8 protein-coding genes are annotated in these 17,046 nt (G+C 61.0%); 2 read left to right on the forward strand and 6 right to left on the reverse strand.

What is annotated here, in order from left to right; genetic code table 11:
- Positions 1 to 284 precede the first annotated feature (284 nt).
- Positions 285 to 8,780, reverse strand: a complete 8,496-nt coding sequence (locus tag ACQZ60_RS21905; RefSeq protein WP_448736121.1) for a GH36-type glycosyl hydrolase domain-containing protein — start codon at positions 8,778 to 8,780, stop codon at positions 285 to 287.
- A 575-nt stretch (positions 8,781 to 9,355) separates the two neighbouring features.
- On the opposite strand from ACQZ60_RS21905, the gene ACQZ60_RS21910 reads away from it, so the two are divergent.
- Positions 9,356 to 10,534: a M20 aminoacylase family protein gene (locus ACQZ60_RS21910; protein ID WP_035265205.1), complete on the forward strand. Its 1,179-nt coding sequence runs from the start codon at positions 9,356 to 9,358 to the stop codon at positions 10,532 to 10,534.
- Between the two features lie 76 nt (positions 10,535 to 10,610).
- Here ACQZ60_RS21910 and ACQZ60_RS21915 read toward each other — a convergent pair whose 3' ends face one another.
- Positions 10,611 to 10,754 carry a hypothetical protein gene (locus ACQZ60_RS21915; RefSeq protein ID WP_003505150.1) on the reverse strand — a complete coding sequence of 48 codons (144 nt, stop codon included), beginning with the start codon at positions 10,752 to 10,754 and terminating at the stop codon, positions 10,611 to 10,613.
- A gap of 229 nt (positions 10,755 to 10,983) precedes the next feature.
- Between ACQZ60_RS21915 and ACQZ60_RS21920 the strand changes: the two genes are divergently transcribed.
- Complete coding sequence (locus ACQZ60_RS21920; RefSeq protein WP_035265278.1) at positions 10,984 to 12,087, forward strand: NAD(P)/FAD-dependent oxidoreductase; 1,104 nt, start codon at positions 10,984 to 10,986, stop codon at positions 12,085 to 12,087.
- Between the two features lie 8 nt (positions 12,088 to 12,095).
- Here ACQZ60_RS21920 and ACQZ60_RS21925 read toward each other — a convergent pair whose 3' ends face one another.
- From ACQZ60_RS21925 to denD, 4 genes are all read right to left on the reverse strand, one after another.
- Entirely contained in the window at positions 12,096 to 13,070 is a 975-nt protein-coding gene (locus ACQZ60_RS21925) for a threonine ammonia-lyase (protein WP_035265208.1), read from the reverse strand.
- Between the two features lie 112 nt (positions 13,071 to 13,182).
- Positions 13,183 to 14,967: an IlvD/Edd family dehydratase gene (locus ACQZ60_RS21930; RefSeq protein WP_035265210.1), complete on the reverse strand. Its 1,785-nt coding sequence runs from the start codon at positions 14,965 to 14,967 to the stop codon at positions 13,183 to 13,185.
- A 9-nt stretch (positions 14,968 to 14,976) separates the two neighbouring features.
- Positions 14,977 to 15,879: an NAD(P)-dependent oxidoreductase gene (locus ACQZ60_RS21935; RefSeq protein WP_120356970.1), complete on the reverse strand. Its 903-nt coding sequence runs from the start codon at positions 15,877 to 15,879 to the stop codon at positions 14,977 to 14,979.
- On the reverse strand, positions 15,876 to 16,862 hold the full coding sequence (denD, locus tag ACQZ60_RS21940) for a D-erythronate dehydrogenase (protein WP_035265281.1): 987 nt from the start codon (positions 16,860 to 16,862) through the stop codon (positions 15,876 to 15,878). Before denD ends, ACQZ60_RS21935 begins: the two co-directional genes overlap by 4 nt.
- Positions 16,863 to 17,046: the final 184 nt, after the last annotated feature.

Below are 17,046 nucleotides of genomic sequence, written 5' to 3' on the forward strand. Positions count from 1 at the left end.
CTCCCTTCCGATCGACCGGCTATTCGCGACTGCTGCTTTTCTCGAAAAGATTGACGAGACAGTCCGCATCGGACGATCTGGCACCGCGCCATCAAAACCTTCGCCAATATGACCCTATCTCGGTGCGGCAGGACCTTCCAGCCGATGCTGCGAAGGAGGCCCGGGCTTCCGTGCCAAGATCCGACCCGTCAGCTGAGCCAGGGGCCAGGGTAGCCTCATAAAAATTCAGGCCCCTGCGTTACCACAGGAGCCTGAGTTTAAAGGCGAACGGAGACTTGATCGTCTCAGTCGAAGGGGATCACCCGATCACCTGCCGACAGGGCCTTGCCATCGACGGAAACGGAGACTTCCGCCGTATCGGCCTTGCGGCTTACGACGATATCCCTGGCCTTGCCGTCGAGCGTGATCTTCACCGAGAAGCCGCTCCAGTCCTCCGGCAGCGACGGCGAAATATGCAGCTTGCCGTCGGTGCGGGTGATGCCGAGAATACCCTCGACGGCGGCGCGGTAGAGCCAGCCGGCGGAACCGGTGTACCAGCTCCAGCCGCCACGGCCCGCATAAGCGCCTTCACCGTAGACATCCGCAGTCACCACATAGGGTTCGACCCGATAAGTTTCCGACGCTGCCGCATCGAGCGCATGATTGACGGGGTTGAGCAGCTTGAAGCAATTCCATGCCTCCTGCGCCCTACCCTGCTTCGCAAGGGCGAGAACCACCCAGGTCGCCGCATGGGTATATTGTCCGCCGTTTTCGCGCACACCCGGCGGATATCCCTTGATGTAACCCGGATCATGCGGCGCACGCGAGAAGGGCGGCGTGAACAGCCGGATGATACCGGTCTGCTCATCGACCAGATGCTCCATGACGGCATCCATTGCCTGCCGCGACCGAGCCTCTTCGCCTTCGCCGGAGAGAACGCTCCAGCTCTGGCCGAGCGAATCGATCCGGCATTCCTCGCTTTCGGCGGAACCGAGCGGCGTGCCGTCATCGAAATAACCACGCCGATAATAGCTGCCGTCCCAACCCGCCGTTTCGAGAACATTGCGCAGCTTTTCACGATGCGCCGCCCATTTGCCGACACGATCAGTATCGCCACGCTTTTCCGCAATCTCGATGAAATCGCGCAACGCTCCAGACAGGAACCAGCCGAGCCAGACGCTCGTGCCCTTGCCGCCGACACCGACACGGTTCATGCCGTCGTTCCAGTCGCCGCCGAGGATCAGCGGCAGGCCATTTTCGCCAGTGCGATGAATGGCAAGATCGAGCGCCAGCGCCGCATGCTCGTAAAGCGTGGCGGATCTGTCGCTGGTCTCAGGCTGGAAGAAGGCGTCATGCTGGCCGGGCATCAATGCCGCACCCTTCAGGAAGGGGATGCTTTCATCGAGGATGGCGGCATCACCCGTGGCCGAGACATATTGGTTGATCGCATAAGCGAGCCAGACCACATCGTCCGAAATGGTGGTGCGAACGCCAGCGCCCGTCAGCGGCAGCCACCAGTGCTGCACATCGCCTTCCGGAAACTGGCGGCCTGCCGCACGCAGTATCTGCTTGCGAGCGAGATCCGGCTGGTAGAGCAGGAAGGCCAACGTGTCCTGAAGCTGGTCGCGGAAGCCGAAGGCGCCGCTCGACTGGTAAAAGGCGGTACGCGCGAGAATGCGGCACGCCAACGCCTGATAGGGCAGCCAATTGTTGACCATGTGGTTGAAACCGGCATCCGGCGTGGAAACCTGCAACTGACCGGTAAAGCCCGTCCAGAACGCCTTGCTCTCATCCAGCACCGTCTGGAAGTCCGCCTTGCGAACATCCTTCACCAGCGCTTCGGCCTCTTCCGCATTGTCGGCATCGCCGAGAATGAAGGTCATGTGCCGTTCTTCGCCGGGCTTCAGGTGGATTTCCTGCATCAGCGCAGCACAGGGATCGCCGTCGACCTCGGTGCTGCCACTGAGTGCGGCGCCGGACACGATGCCCTGCGGCGCCTGCGCCGACCCGAAGCGACCGATGAATTCCCGACGGCTGGTCGTGAAGCCGCTCGCCTCGCTGTCGAGCGTCAGGAAAGCGGTGCGGGCGCTGTAGTCGATGCTGTAGGGGTTCGACGCGAAGATCGCATTGTTGCCGGCATCGTGCCTGCTCAGAATGAACGGCGCGGATTTCTGGCCGTTATTGCCGAGCACCCATTCCACATAGGCATAGACCTTCAGCCGGCGGCTTTTCGAACCCTTGTTGCGAACGATGACCTGCGAGAGCTTGACCGGTTTTTCACGGTCTACGGTCTGCGTCAGCTCCACCTCAAGCGTATCGGCCACGCCCGTCAGCACGGAGTAACCGAGACCATGGCGCGTTTCGAACATGGCTTCAGGATCGCGCGACAGCGCGGCACAGGGCGTATAGAGCTTTCCTGTCTCCACATCGGCGACGTAGAAGGCCTCACCCGGCCGGTTGATGACCGGATCGTTGCTCCAGGGTGTCAGCTGATAGTCGCGCGAATTGCGGCTCCAGCTGAAACCGGCACCTTCCGCCGAAATATGGAAGCCGAAATTCTCGTTCGAGATGACGTTGATCCACGGATGTGGCGTGGACTGCCCGCCATTGAGGCGCACGACATATTCCTGACCGCTTCTGGCAAAACCGCCGAAACCGTTCCAGAAATCGAGATCGCCCGCATCCTCCACCGGCTCCGCCACAGGGAAGACCGGAACAGGCAAACGGGCCTGTGCAGCGTCGCTCGTGCCGTCGGGGCCGCGATGGGCCGCAAACAGCGATACCGCGCGGTTGATCTGGTCGACGATCTTGCCGTTGCGCACATGGAGAACGACGCGGGAAGCGGCGAGAAGCGCGCTCCAGGTCTCTTCATCCATCAGGTCGCGGCGCACCGAGAAGACGTGCGGACGTCCGCCATCGGCGGGATTGATGCGGCGCTGCGCCTCGGAAATATGATCCAGCGCATGCTGCATGTCCTGCGCATAGGACGCAGCCCGTTCGTTGACGATGACGAGATCAAAGATCACGCCGCGCGAGCGCAGATATTCGTGGGCGCTCAGCGCCTCACGGGCGATATCCATGTCCATATCGTCGTTGATGCGCAGGCTGAAGATCGGGAAATCGCCGGAAATCGCAAGCGGCCACAAAGCGCGCTGCGAGGCGAGACCCGTTTTCAGCGTTTCCGAATCCGCACGCAGATGCATGTCGGGATAGGTCAGATAACGGCCGAGATGCTGGAAGGCGGCCGCCTGCTGCGAGGTGACGCCCACATGGCGCATCTGTACCTGCGTACGCGTCCAGGCATGCACGAGTTCATGCGCGAAGGCATCCGGATGACGATAACGGTCGATTGCCTTGTCGACTTCTTCACGGCTTGGCGCGGCAATCGTCCAGAAGATCACGCTCACCTTCTTGCCCGCCGGCACGCGCACGGTGCGGCGCAGCGACAGGATAGGATCAAGCGTGAAGCCGTCGGTGCTGGAAAGCGTCGCACCGGCATCGAAAGCCGCCGCTTCGCGCAGCGAACGTCCGCGACCGATGAACTTGGCGCGATCCGTCTCGAATTCCGTCGGGCGCGACGGGCCGGCATTGTCCGCGGCCAGATGCGCGATGACGGTGCCGGGCTCGTTCGGACTGCGACGGTTGCGCCATGCGCGGATAACATCGCCGCGCCGGCCGATCTCCGTCTGCACGAACATGCGCGAGAACAGCGGATGGGCGTTGTCGTCATCCTCCGACGCAATCACCGGCTCCATATAGGAGGTCACTTCGATATAGCGATCCTCGGAACCGACGTTGAGCAGGGTGACGCGGCGGCCCTCGGCATCGTGCTCGGTGGCGACGATACATTCAACCACGCTCTGCAGGTCGCCGGTAGTCTTGTGGAACTCGGCCTTGTCGTCGGTGAAGATCGTCTTGGTCTTTTCACCTTCGATAACGCGCGGCTCCGCCGTCGCGCTCCACCATTGTCCATTGGTGGTGTCGCGCAGGAAGATGAAGGTTCCCCATCGATCCTCCGTCGGATCGGCCTTCCAGCGGGAAATCGCCTGGCCGTTCCACTTCGAATAACCGGCACCCGTGGAGGTGAGCATGGTCGAGTAGTGGCCATTCGACAGGAACACCACTTCGCGGTCACGCACAGCCGGATCGGCAATGGAGCGCACTTCCGCACGCAGCAGGTCTGCCTGTTCCTTGCCGGGGGTCTCCGGCTCGTATTTCGCGCTCATGACCGGCACTTCGCGCGGCGCCTTTTCCTGCAGCAGCAGTTCGGCCGCCTCGATCACAGGATCGGAATGGAAGAGTTCGCGCAGCACGCCATCGAAAGCGACGTTGGCGACGGCCGCAATCGACATGCCGTGATGGTGGGCATAGTAATTGTAGACCACTGCGCAGACCTTGCCGTCCGGCACACGTGTCGGCGTGAAATCCACCGCATCGTGGAAACCGTACTGGCCAAGCGCGCCAAGCTTGCGCAGTTTGTCGAGGTTTTCGAGCGCACCGTCAGGATCGTACTGGCTGGCGAGGATCGACGCATAAGGCGCGATCACCGCATTCTGGCCAAGGCCACGCTTCAGACCAAGCGTCGGCACGCCGAAGTTGGTGTACTGATAGTTCATGTTGTGATCGCGGGCGTTGAACGCCGCTTCGGAAATGCCCCATGGCGTGCCGAGACGACGACCGTGGTTCATCTGTTCCTTGACGATCAGATTATTGGTCTGGTTGAGAATACCCCCCTGACGCTCCTGCATGACAAGCGGCGGCATCAGATATTCGAACATCGAGCCGGACCAGGAAACCAGCGCGCCCTGCGCACCGATCGGCACGACCTGGCGGCCGAGACGGTACCAGTGTTCGGTCGGCAGATCGCCCTTGGCGATGGCGAAGAGGCTGGTCAGGCGGCATTCGGAAGCCAGAAGGTCGTAGCAGGCCTCGTCCAGCTCCTTGCTTTCGACACGATAGCCAATCGACAGAAGACGGCGATCCTTGCGGTAAAGGAAGGTGAAATCCATCGAGAAGGCGAGGTTGCGGCTGCGGTCGCGCAGCGATGCGAGGCGCTGGCGCAGCGGCTCCATGTTGGTGAGGTCGATGGCGCTGTCGGAAATATGCGCCTCGCAGCAATCGACGAGCAATTGCGCCCAGCGGGTCACTTCCGCGCTCTGCGCGGATTTCACCTCGTGATCGACGTTGGTTGCGAGTTTCTGGATATCGCGCGCAAGAACCGCGAGATTGATGACACGGATCGAGGCGAATTCATGCTCGCGCTTGACCGAGGCCAGAGCGTTCGAGAAGCCGATGATGCGCTCCTCAAGGCGACGATGCAGCGGGCGCAGGTTCTTGCGGTCGTCGGGCAGCGCCTTCAACGTTTCACGCAGAATGCCGGCAAGATCGCCGATACCGTCCAGATTGCCCTGAAGATGCGCGGACGGCGCTTCTGCCCAATCACGGCAGGCGGACGAAACCGCGATCAGGTGACCGGCGAGATTGCCGCTATCCACCGCCGAAACATAGCGCGGCCCAAGCGTCTGCAACGTGTCGGTATGATACCAGTTGTAGAGATGGCCACGATGTTTCTCCATCTTTTCGACGGTCTGGATCGTGTTCTCGATCCGCTCCAGCGTATCGGCAAAGCTGATCCAGCCGAACTGGCGCGCCGAAATAATGGAAAGCAGATAGACGCCGATATTGGTGGGCGAGGTACGCGAAGCGACGATCGGCTCCGGCGTTTCCTGGAAGTTATCCGGCGGCAGGTGGTTTTCCTGCGGCGTCACGAAGGCCTCGTAATAACGCCAGGTGCGACGCGCGATCTTGCGAAGCTCGAAGGAGACGTGTTCTGAAACGAACAGCCGGTCTTCGGTTTCAGCCGACTGGCTGACATACCATGCAACGGCGGGGGACAGAACCCAGAGCAACGTGAAGGGAATGCCGATCAGGAAAGCGTTGTCGCCCGGCAGCGCCGCAAACAGCAGGCCAAGCATCGCCACCACGGGCGCATGCCACATCTGGCGGTAATAATCGATGATGCTGCCCTGCGCGCTCGACTGCATGCTGGCGGCGGTACGCCATTCCAGCATCAGCTTGTGGCTGACCAGCAGACGGTAAAGCGAACGGGCAATCGCATCCGTCATCATGCAGGCGGCATCGGCGATGAAGACGATGCGCAGCGCCACCTGTGCATTGGTGGCGCGGATTTCCGACCAGATGGTATGGAAATGCGCCTGCGGCACGATATCGGTGGAGCGCGGCACGAGACCGGACAGCAGGGAAAGCGTGGGCGCGACGAACAGCGAGAAGATCAGCAGGATCTGCCAGATCAGCGCACCGAGCGGATCCATGAAATACCAGCCGAGGATCGAGGCGAAGAACCAGGCGATCGGCGTCAGCGAGCGACGCAGATTGTCAACCATCTTCCAGCGGCCGATGGCGGTAACGCCACGGGCACGATCGAGGATAAAGGGCAGAAGCTGCCAGTCGCCACGCGCCCAGCGATGCTGGCGCGACACTTCCACTTCATAGCGGGTCGGGAAGTCCTCCACCAGCTCAACATCGGTCACCAGCGCACAGCGTGCAAAGGAGCCTTCGAGCAGATCGTGGCTGAGGATGGAGTTTTCCTCGATGCGGCCCTTCAGCGCCGCCTCGAAGGCATCCACATCGTAAAGACCCTTGCCAGTGAAGGTACCTTCGGAGGTCAGATCCTGATAGACGTCGGAAACCGTGAAGACATAGGGATCGATACCGCGGTTGATCGAGAAGACACGCTGGAAGACGGACGCATCCTTGCCGGTCGTCAGCGAGGGCGTCACGCGCGGCTGCAGCAGGCCGTAGCCTTCGACAACCCGTCCGGATACCGGATCGATCACCGGACGGTTGATCGGGTGATGCATCTTGCCGACGAGCTTGGTCACCGCATCGCGCATCAGGCGCGTATCGGCATCCAGCGTCATAACGTATTTGACATCGGCCGGCACGATGTTCGCGCCGCCGAGGAAGGTCGTATCCTTGTCGCCGCGCAGCAGCATGTTCAGCTCATGCAGCTTGCCGCGCTTGCGCTCCCAGCCCATCCAGCAGCCTTCGGCCGGATTGTAGAGGCGGCGGCGGTGCAGCAGGTAAAAGCGCGTCTTGCCATCAAAGGCATAACGGCTGTTCAGCGCCGCAAGCTCGCGCTTGGCATAGTCGAGAATTTCAAGGTCGTCGTCGGACTGCTCGTATTGCGCATCGCGCCAGTCGCTCACCAGCGAGAAGTAGATTTCGCCATGCGGATTGGCCAGATAATGCACTTCGATATTGCGCATCATCTCGTCGACGCTGTCGCGGCTGGTCAGCATGCAGGGCACGGCGACCAATGTGCGGGCATCCTGCGGAATGCCGTTCTTGAACTCGTATCCGACCAGCCGGAACGGTTTCACGAAGAAGGTAACGAGGGTGTTGAAGAGGCCGGTCGCGCCTTCGGATGCCGGCAATGCGAACATCAGCAGGAAGGCGGTCACAACATACCAGGGCATGCCGGCCTGCGCCAGGAACCAGCCGACAGCGAGCATGGCGAGCGCGGTGATGAGAAGCACCGGCGCGGCGATTGCCAGCCAGTTGAACTTGCGCATCGAGCGCACGATGCGCTGCGACACCAGCGGCCGGTAACCCAAAGCCTTTTCAAGCTCGAAGCGGCGCTGGCCGACAAGCACGGAGCCGACATTGACGCGATGGGTTTCATCCGCACCCGCCGGCGTCTCCGAACGCGCCATTTCGACAGCGGCGCGCGCAACCTCGACTTCGGTCTTGGGAGAACGGCGCGCCAGAAGTTCGATCGTGTTGCGATAGGTGTTGCGCGAACCGAAATCGAGAACCTCGTAGTCGGTCTCTTCGCGCAGAACCTTGTCGATATGGCTGACTTCCTCGAACCACACCGACCATTCGGTATCGTCGATTTCGCGCAGGCTCTTGACGATGTTGCCCATCGTCACATTGCCGGATGCCAGGCGATTATGTTCCGACATCATGACGTTTTCGGCATCGGTGCCGGCAGCGTGAAGACGCTCTTCTAGCCAGGCAACGGCAAAACCGGAGGTCTGCGAACCGTTCCTCAGACGATAAAGGAACTGCGTCGCGAAAGTCGGGTCGTCGACCAGCGAATCGACCTGCTTGAGAAGCGCTGCCGAGGCTTCCGCATCGTTCAGACGGATGATTTCATCGACGACCTCATTCGCCTTCTGGCGCATGCGGCGCGAACGCTCCACGCGGATGGAGATACGGCGAAGATTTTCGATGAGGACGAAACGGATGATCGACGGCAAAGCCCACAATTCGCCGATCTGCAGCGTCTTCGACGTCTGGTAGCCATCCACTAGCGCCGTCATGTTCTCGCGCGAAACAGTGCTGTGGGTATGGGCGACATAAAGCCAGCCGAGCGCCATGACCCGCGGGATCGTCACGCCGCCCACCGTCATCGTCGGCAGCTGGCGATAGAACTTGCGCGGAAAATCGCGGCGGACTTCCTGGATCGCCTCTTCGATGACGTAGTGATTGTCGAGCAGCCATTCCGCCGCCGGCGTTATCGTCGCGCCATTTTCCGCATCGACGGCCGTGGTGCGATAGACCCTGAGGATTTCCTTCTCGTTCTCGCGATGACGCTCGAAGAAATCGAACTCCATGAAGCCGGGAAGGCTATCGGCGCCATCGCGCGAAAGCGCGGCGCCCGCATCATGCAGTTCCTCCACCGTCATATAGGACGCGCGGATCGAATCGTTGTGATCGATCTGCTTCGTCTCGGAATCACGGGCGGCGGCGGTCGGGGTAATATGAAATGACATCGGGCTCGTATTCTGAACTTTATGGAAACCTGTTCGACTTGACCGGCATTTCGTCCGTGGCGGGAACACACACGAAAATCGGGCCACGCTATATTTATGACTTATCCTGAACCTTCGGTGAACCGGACCGGACGCTGTGCGGAACGGATCGTCAAGTGCAGAATATCCGCAAGCGCGTCATGCTGCAGCGTCATTATTCCGGAATATCTGCGAAACTGGAGATCGGAGCGGACAGGGCGTTTTCGATGAGGGGAAGAAAATGGCGTCGTTCGGCCCGGCAATGCCGTTCCGACCGGATTTCGCACCCTCCCCGATGGCGAAAATTGTTCGCGCAACGTCCGATAATCCCCCGTTGACAACCCAAAGGGCAACACGAACCGAGAGGCCCGCGCTACATCCGAAAGAAGCTAATGCCCCAGGACGTCAATAGTTCCATGCCACCTGTCGCGGCACGATGCAAGCGCTGAATTTCGGGGCATTTCCGGGCAGGCTACGCCCCTTACGCATGGCTGCATATGCTGCTATGTCATTTACAAAAGGCGCCGGAAAAAACGGCCGAACCCGGGACTTTAAAAATGACCAGACAGACCGCAAATCTCGCATCCTTTGCCAACCATATGCCGGATGTAGTGGCCATTCGCCGCCACCTGCACCGCAATCCCGAAATCGGCCTTTCGGAGTTCAAGACGTCGGATTTTATCGCCGAACAGTTGGAGGCAATGGGCTATGAGGTTACGCGGGGCCTGGCCGGAACCGGTGTCGTCGCCACGCTCAGCAATGGCGACAGCACCCGCACGCTCGGCATCCGCGCCGATATCGACGCCCTGCCGATCCATGAGGAAACCGGGGCGGATTATGCGAGCGCCAATCAGGGCGTGATGCATGCCTGCGGTCATGACGGCCACACCGCCATGCTGCTTGGTGCGGCAAAGATCATTGCCGAGCGCAAAAATTTCGACGGAACCCTGCATCTGATCTTCCAGCCGGCGGAAGAGAATTTCGGCGGCGCCCGCATCATGATCGAGGACGGCCTGTTCGAGCGTTTTCCCTGCGATGCGGTTTTTGCCCTTCATAACGACCCCGGCGTGCCCTTCGGGCAATTCGTGCTACGCGACGGGCCGATCCTTGCCGCCGTCGATGAGTGCAAAATCACGGTCAACGGATATGGCGGCCACGGCGCCGAACCGCAGGATGCGGCCGATCCCATCGTTGCCGGCGCAAGCATCATCATGGCGCTGCAGACCGTGGTCTCCCGCAACATCCATCCGCAATTATCGGCGGTCGTCACGGTTGGCGCGTTCCATGCCGGTGCTGCCAGCAACGTCATTCCCGAAACGGCGGAAATGCTGCTGACCATCCGCTCCTTCGATCCGGGCGTGCGCGACGAGCTGGAAAAGCGCATCCGGGCGATAGCCGAAGGCCAGGCGGCCAGCTACGGCATGAGCGTCACCATCGATTACGAGCGCGGTTATAATGCAACCGTCAACCACAAGGCGGAAACGGATTATGTCGCCGATCTCGCCCGGCGTTTTGCCGGACCTGAAAAGGTGGTCGAGATGCAGCGCCCGTCGATGGGTGCGGAAGACTTCGCCTATATGCTGGAGAAACGGCCCGGCTGTTATTTCTTCCTCGGCACCGCGCGCACGGAGAATGACCCGCCGCTGCACCATCCGAAATTCGATTTCAACGACGATATCCTGCCGATCGGAACCGCTTTCTGGGTCGATCTGGCGGAAGATTACCTGAAGGCCTGAATGGGCATGAAAAAGGCCGGTCGGAGGAGCGACCGGCCTTTTATTCTCAAATTACCTGACGAGAAAATCGGGAGGATCAGGGAACGAGACCGAAAATGACGGCAGCGACAAAAGCCACGCAGACGCCGACAAGAGCCGCATGGACCGAATCTTTCCAGTTGCGCGGCGACTGGGGCTGCGAGACAAAGTCTTTTACTTTTCCTGCCTTGGAATAAGACATTGTACACTCCCTTCCTGCTCGGCCCTTCAAAGCGGGCATTGCTTATTTCACTTATAGAATAGCTTTATTCCCCACTGTTTCAGTAGAGATAAAATTCCATAAGATTGGCGCATCGGGAAAAATACCGATTGCGACTTGCCCACCGGCAAGCATCAATCTACCCATTGCGCAGGATCAACGCGGTGGAGGGCATTTCCGTTCAAAACCGGTGGCGGGCACGGAAAAGACCATGACGGATATCGACGCCATCATCATCGGAGCCGGGGTGATAGGGCTCGCGACAGCGCGTGAACTGGCGATGCGTGACCTCTCCGTCATCATCCTCGAAAGCGGGAAGGAATTCGGCTCTGCCACCTCCTCCCGCAACAGCGAAGTCATCCACGCCGGGCTCTATTATCCGGCCGGAAGCCTCAAGGCCCGACTTTGCGTGGAGGGCAAGGAGCGGCTCTACGCCTTCTGCCAAAGCCATGGCGTGGCACATCGCCGCTGCGGCAAGCTCATCGTCGCCACGCGCGATGAAGAAACGGCCATGCTCGCCACGCTGTACGAGAAAGGCAAAGCCAATGGCTGCAACGACCTTGAGCTGATCGACGAGCGACAGGCGCGCCTGCTCGAACCCGCGCTCGCCTGCGTCGCAGCCCTGATATCGCCCTCGACCGGTATCATCGATAGCCACGGCTATATGCTGGCGCTGCTTGGAGACGCGCAGGATCATGGCGCGGCCCTTGCCCTGAACGCACCCTTCGAAAAGGCAGAGGCGATGGGCAATGGTTTCCGCGTTCATGTCGGCGGAGCGGAACCCACCAGCCTGACATGTCGGCTGCTCATCAACTCCGCCGGGCTTGTTGCACCCATGGTGGCGAGAAAGATCGAAGGATTGCCGGAGGATGGAATCCCACAGGCGCGTTTCGCCAAGGGCAGCTATTTTTCGCTGGCCGGCAAGTCGCCCTTTTCACGGCTGATCTACCCCGCACCGCACACCCATGGCCTCGGCGTGCATCTCACGCTCGATCTCGCCGGCCAGGCCCGTTTCGGGCCGGATGTGGAGTGGGTGGACACCATCGACTATGCGGTCGATCCCCGCCGCATGGAGGGGTTTGGCGATGCGATACGGCGCTATTGGCCAAGCCTTCCCGATGACGGGCTGATCCCGGCCTATTCCGGAATCCGGCCGAAGATTTCCGGCCCGGACGAACCGGCCATGGACTTCCGCACCGATGGGCCGGAAACCCACGGCGTTGCCGGCCTCGTCAATCTTTTCGGCATAGAAAGCCCCGGCCTCACCGCCTCGCTGGCTATCGCCGATGAGGTCGCCGCACGGCTAGACGCCTAACCTTAACCTCAGCCGAAACGGGACAGGGCGCCGGCCATGATCTCCGGATCGACATTGCCGCCGGAAGCGACTGCGATCACCGTTTCGCTTTCCAGTTCATCGCCGTGGAAGAGAGCCGCCGCCAGCGCCACCGCACCACCGGGTTCGACAACGATCTTCAGCCGGTTGAAGGCGAGAACCATAGCCCGCAACGCTTCCTCCTCGGTCACGGCAACGCCTCTCCCGCAAAGCCCCGCCATGATCGGGAAGGTAATGTTGCCGGGTTGCGGCGTGATGATCGCATCGCAGACGGAACCGGATGTCGAAGCATTACGCTCTATCTTGCCCGAGGCGAGCGAGCGCGCCACGTCATCGAAATTTTCGGGCTCGGCAGTCCTGACTTTGTAATTTGGAGCCTTTGCGGCGAGCGCGAGCGAAATGCCGGAGGTGAGACCGCCGCCGCCGCACGGCACCAGAACCTCGGCCGCACCGACGCCAAGCTCCGCGCCCTGTTCGGCAATCTCCAGCCCCACCGTGCCCTGCCCGGCAATGACCAGCGGTTCGTCGAATGGCTTGATCAGCGTCAGCCCGCGCTCGCGCGACAGGCGGTCGCCGATGGCGTCACGGTCCTCGTTTGCCCGGTCATAGAGCACGACCTCTGCGCCATAAGCGCGGGTATTGTCGATTTTGATCTTCGGCGCATCCGACGGCATGATGATGACGGCGGGAACATTGTGCAGGCGGGCGGCAAGCGCCACGCCCTGCGCATGGTTGCCGGAGGAAAAGGCGATCACGCCCTTGGCGCGCACCTCCGCCGGAAGGCCGGAGACGGCCGACCAGCCGCCACGAAACTTGAAGGAACCCGTTCTCTGGAGGCATTCGGCCTTTACGAACAGCTTCCGCCCAGCAATCTCGTCCAGAAAAGGCGATGAGAGAAGCGGCGTGCGAACCGCATGGTTGCCGATGCGCCCACGCGCGGCTTCTATCATCGAAATATCTGTCATGTCGTGCCCCTGTGATGCGGATTTGCGGGTACATTAAGAGGTCGCAATCAATTGCGAAACCGACCGGAAAAGAAAAATCCCCGGACGTGGTCGGGGATTTTATCGTATGTGATCAATGATTGTGCCGGGGCATCTTCTCGGCGATCCGGCGGAAATCCGCGGCCCCTTCCAGAACCGCGCCATCCGAAAGCTGGGTCACTGATTGACGATAGATGCGCTGCCAAGGCGTCGCATCCGCAGGAACGGCGGGAATGCCATCGGCTTTGCGGGTGGCGAGCTCCTCATCCGGCACCAGCGCATTGCACTCGCCCTCATTGAAATCGATGCGGATCACATCCCCCGTACGGAGCCATGCCAGCCCACCGCCGGCCGCACTTTCCGGCGAGGCGTTGAGGATGGAGGGGCTGTCTGCCGTTCCCGACTGCCGGCCGTCGCCGATCGTCGGCAGGCTGGTGATGCCCTTCTTCAACAGCGCATCCGGCGGCTGCATGTTGACGACCTCAGCCGAACCCGGCCAGCCGAGCGGCCCCGCACCGCGAATAACGAGAATGGTGCGCTCATCGATATCGAGGGACGGATCGTTGATACGGGCGTGATAGTCTTCCGAACCATCAAACACCACGCATTTGCCCTCGAAAATCCCCTCGCGGCCCGGCTCGCTCAGATAACGCTGGCGGAATTCCGCCGAGATCACGCTCGTCTTCATGATGGCGAAATCGAACAGATTGCCCTTGAGGACGAGGAAACCCGCCCGTTCCTTCAACGGCTTATCGTAAGGCAGGATCACGTCGCGGTCGGTCGATTCCCGCCCTTCCAGATTTTCCGCCATGGTCTTGCCGGTTACGGTCGGACAGCTTCCGTCGAGCTTGCCGGCCTGCAGAAGCTCCCACATGATGGCGGGCGTGCCGCCGGCGCGGTGATATTTCTCACCCAGCCATTTGCCGGCAGGCTGGACATTGGCGATAAGCGGAATGTCGTAACCGTGGACCTGCCAGTCTTCCTCGCGAAGCTCGACGCCCGCATGTTTCGCCATCGCTGCCAGGTGAGGCTGGGCATTGGTGGAACCGCCGATTGCGGAATTAACGCGGATCGCGTTCAAAAACGCCTCGCGCGTCATGATGTCGGAGGGCTTGATGTTCTCGACAACCAGCTCGACGGCGCGGCGGCCAGTGCGATAGGCCATCTGGCCGCGTTCGCGGTAAGCGGCAGGGATCGCACCGCAGCCGGTGAGCGACATGCCGAGCGCCTCCGCCATGGCGTTCATGGTCGATGCTGTGCCCATGGTGTTGCAATGGCCGACGGAAGGTGCGGATTCGAGCGCCGCCTGCAAGAATTCCTCGCGGGTGATTTCGCCGGCACCGTATTTACGGCGCATGCGCCAGATGACCGTGCCGGAACCGACCAGATCGCCGTCATGATAGCCGTCGAGCATCGGCCCACCGGACAAGACGATGGCCGGAATATCCACCGTGCTTGCCGCCATCAACGCCGAAGGCGTGGTCTTGTCGCAGCCCGTGGTCAGAACGACACCGTCGAGCGGATAACCGTAAAGCACTTCCACAAGGCTGAGATAGGCGAGATTACGGTCGAGCGCAGCCGTCGGGCGCTTGCAGTTTTCGAACATTGGATGGGTCGGAAACTCGATGGGAATGCCGCCCGCATCGCGGATGCCGTCCCGCACCCGCTTGACCAGTTCCACATGGACGCGGTTACAAGGCGTCAGGTCGCTGCCGCTCTGGGCGATGCCGATGACCGGCTTGCCGGAGCGAAGCTCTTCCGGCGTCACGCCGTAATTCATGAAGCGCTCCAGATAGAGCGCCGTCATGTCGAGATGGTCGGGATTGTCGAACCAGTCCTGCGACCGCAGGCGGCGCATCGGTCTCTTGTCGTCGCTCATAAGCCTGCCTCAGCCCTGTTCCCGGTTGTTCAGTTTTTCGAGGTAAAGCAGGATGCCGCTATGGTCGATATCGGCACCGCCGTCACCGACGAAATCGTCAAATTCCCGCGTCACCTGCTGGGTAAGCGGCAGGTTGAGAGACAGATCCTTCGCCGTCGCCAGCACGCCATTCAGGTCCTTGAGCTGGAACTTGGAGGGACCGCCCGGCACGAAATTGCGCTTCACCATGCGGTCGCCATGCAGTTCCAGGATTCGGCTTTCGGCAAAACCGCCGCGTATGGCGTTGCGGAACCCTTCACGGGATGCACCGCCCGCTTCCACCAGCATCATCGCCTCGGCAACCGCGCCGATGGTGATGGCGACAATCTGCTGATTGGCAAGCTTGCAGAGCTGGCCCGCACCCGAGGGACCGACATAGGTAAGCCGGCCCATCGGCGCGAAAACATCGGCAAGACCCGAAATCAGCGTCTCGTCCCCACCGGCCATGATGGCGAGCGTACCGGCCGTCGCGCCCGGCACACCGCCGGAAACCGGCGCGTCGACATGATGAATGCCAAGCGCCTCAAGCCGGGAGGAATGTTCCCGCGCAATCGGCGGCGCAATCGAACTGCTGTCGATGACGACCGCGCCCTTTTTCAGCGCTTCGGCCACGCCGGCCTCAAACAGCACTTCTCCCACGGCCTTGCCGTCGCTCAGCATGGTGATGACGATATCGGCACCCTTGGCGGCCTCCGCCGGCGATGCCGCGACGACCGCGCCATCGGCAACAAGCGCCTCGGCCTTATCGACGCTACGGTTCCAGACGGTGACCGAAAAGCCGGCACCCAGCAGGCGCCGGGCCATCGGCCCGCCCATCAGGCCCGTGCCGATAAAGGCAACGGACCGCTTCTTCTCCTCCCCGTCGACACTCATTTCAGTGAACCTCCCAGTTCGTCCTCGATATGAACCTGAATGATTTCTTCGAAGGAGCTTTCAGCCGTAAAGCCCAGTTCGCGGGCGCGCTTGGCTTCGAAACCGGGGGCCCAGCCTTCGCACATGCGCATGATCATCTCGTTCGGCTCGCGGCGGATGAGGGCGACGGCCTTTTCGCCCGCCACCTTGCGCAGCGCCTCGATCTGCTCGCCGACGGTGGCGCTGAGGCCCGGCATCGACAGGTTGCGGCGCGGGCCGACCTTTTCGACGTCAATCGTTGCGCCATGGATGAGGAAGCCGACGGCGGAACGTGGCGAGGCGTGCCAGTGGCGAATGCTTTCCGGAACCGGCAGAACCGCTTCCTGCCCGACCAGCGGCTCCCGCAGAATATTGGAGAAGAAGCCGGAAGCGGCCGCATTCGGTTTGCCGGGACGAATGCAGATGGTCGGCAGGCGAATACCGATGCCGTCAAAGAAACCGCGACGGCTGTAGTCGGACAGCAGCAATTCGCAGATCGCCTTTTGCGTACCGTAGCTGGTCAGCGGCGTGGTGTGGAACTCGTCCGGGATCGGGTAGGGAAGCGGCGCACCGAAAACGGCGATAGACGAGGTGAAGACCACGCGCGGCTTGTAACCATCCTTGCCATTGGCAATGCGGATGGCATCGAAAAGATAACGCGTACCGTCGAGATTGATGCGGTAGCCCTTGTCGAAATCGAGTTCGGCTTCACCGGAGACGATGGCAGCGAGGTGAAAAATGGCATCGGGACGGGCTTCAACCAACTTTTCGGCCTCACCCGGCGCGGAGAGATCGGCGGCACGCGCATCGACCTTACCGGAAAAACCGGCGGGCGCTTCGGGCTGGAACACGTCGATAAGCGTGAACTTGTCGATTGGCTTGCCGCCAAGCGATCCATCCTTGACGAGGCGCTGCGTTAGCTTGCGGCCAACCATGCCTGCGGCGCCGATGATTGCGATATGCATGTCTTCCTCCTCTTTGTCCCGGCCATTCTCCCGGGACCGAAAAAACACCATCGGCCAATCGACCGATAAATTAGCTTGTAAGGTTGTCTGATAACCTTATATGATCGGATTGAAAATAGTATTTTTTCACAAACCGGCAAAAGCAAGGGCGAAAGAGCCCTGTCCGGAAACTTAGGGCGGATTG

The organism is Agrobacterium sp. 22-223-1, assembly GCF_053522385.1.

Excerpts from the sequence above, each read along its gene's own strand:
- ACQZ60_RS21905 (WP_448736121.1), bottom strand. The coding sequence starts at position 8,780 with ATGTCATTTCATATTACCCCGACCGCCGCCGCCCGTGATTCCGAGACG.
- ACQZ60_RS21935 (WP_120356970.1), bottom strand. The coding sequence starts at position 15,879 with ATGAGTGTCGACGGGGAGGAGAAGAAGCGGTCCGTTGCCTTTATCGGC.
- ACQZ60_RS21930 (WP_035265210.1), bottom strand. The coding sequence starts at position 14,967 with ATGAGCGACGACAAGAGACCGATGCGCCGCCTGCGGTCGCAGGACTGG.
- denD (WP_035265281.1), bottom strand. The coding sequence starts at position 16,862 with ATGCATATCGCAATCATCGGCGCCGCAGGCATGGTTGGCCGCAAGCTA.
- ACQZ60_RS21925 (WP_035265208.1), bottom strand. The coding sequence starts at position 13,070 with ATGACAGATATTTCGATGATAGAAGCCGCGCGTGGGCGCATCGGCAAC.
- ACQZ60_RS21915 (WP_003505150.1), bottom strand. The coding sequence starts at position 10,754 with ATGTCTTATTCCAAGGCAGGAAAAGTAAAAGACTTTGTCTCGCAGCCC.
- ACQZ60_RS21910 (WP_035265205.1), top strand. The coding sequence starts at position 9,356 with ATGACCAGACAGACCGCAAATCTCGCATCCTTTGCCAACCATATGCCG.
- ACQZ60_RS21920 (WP_035265278.1), top strand. The coding sequence starts at position 10,984 with ATGACGGATATCGACGCCATCATCATCGGAGCCGGGGTGATAGGGCTC.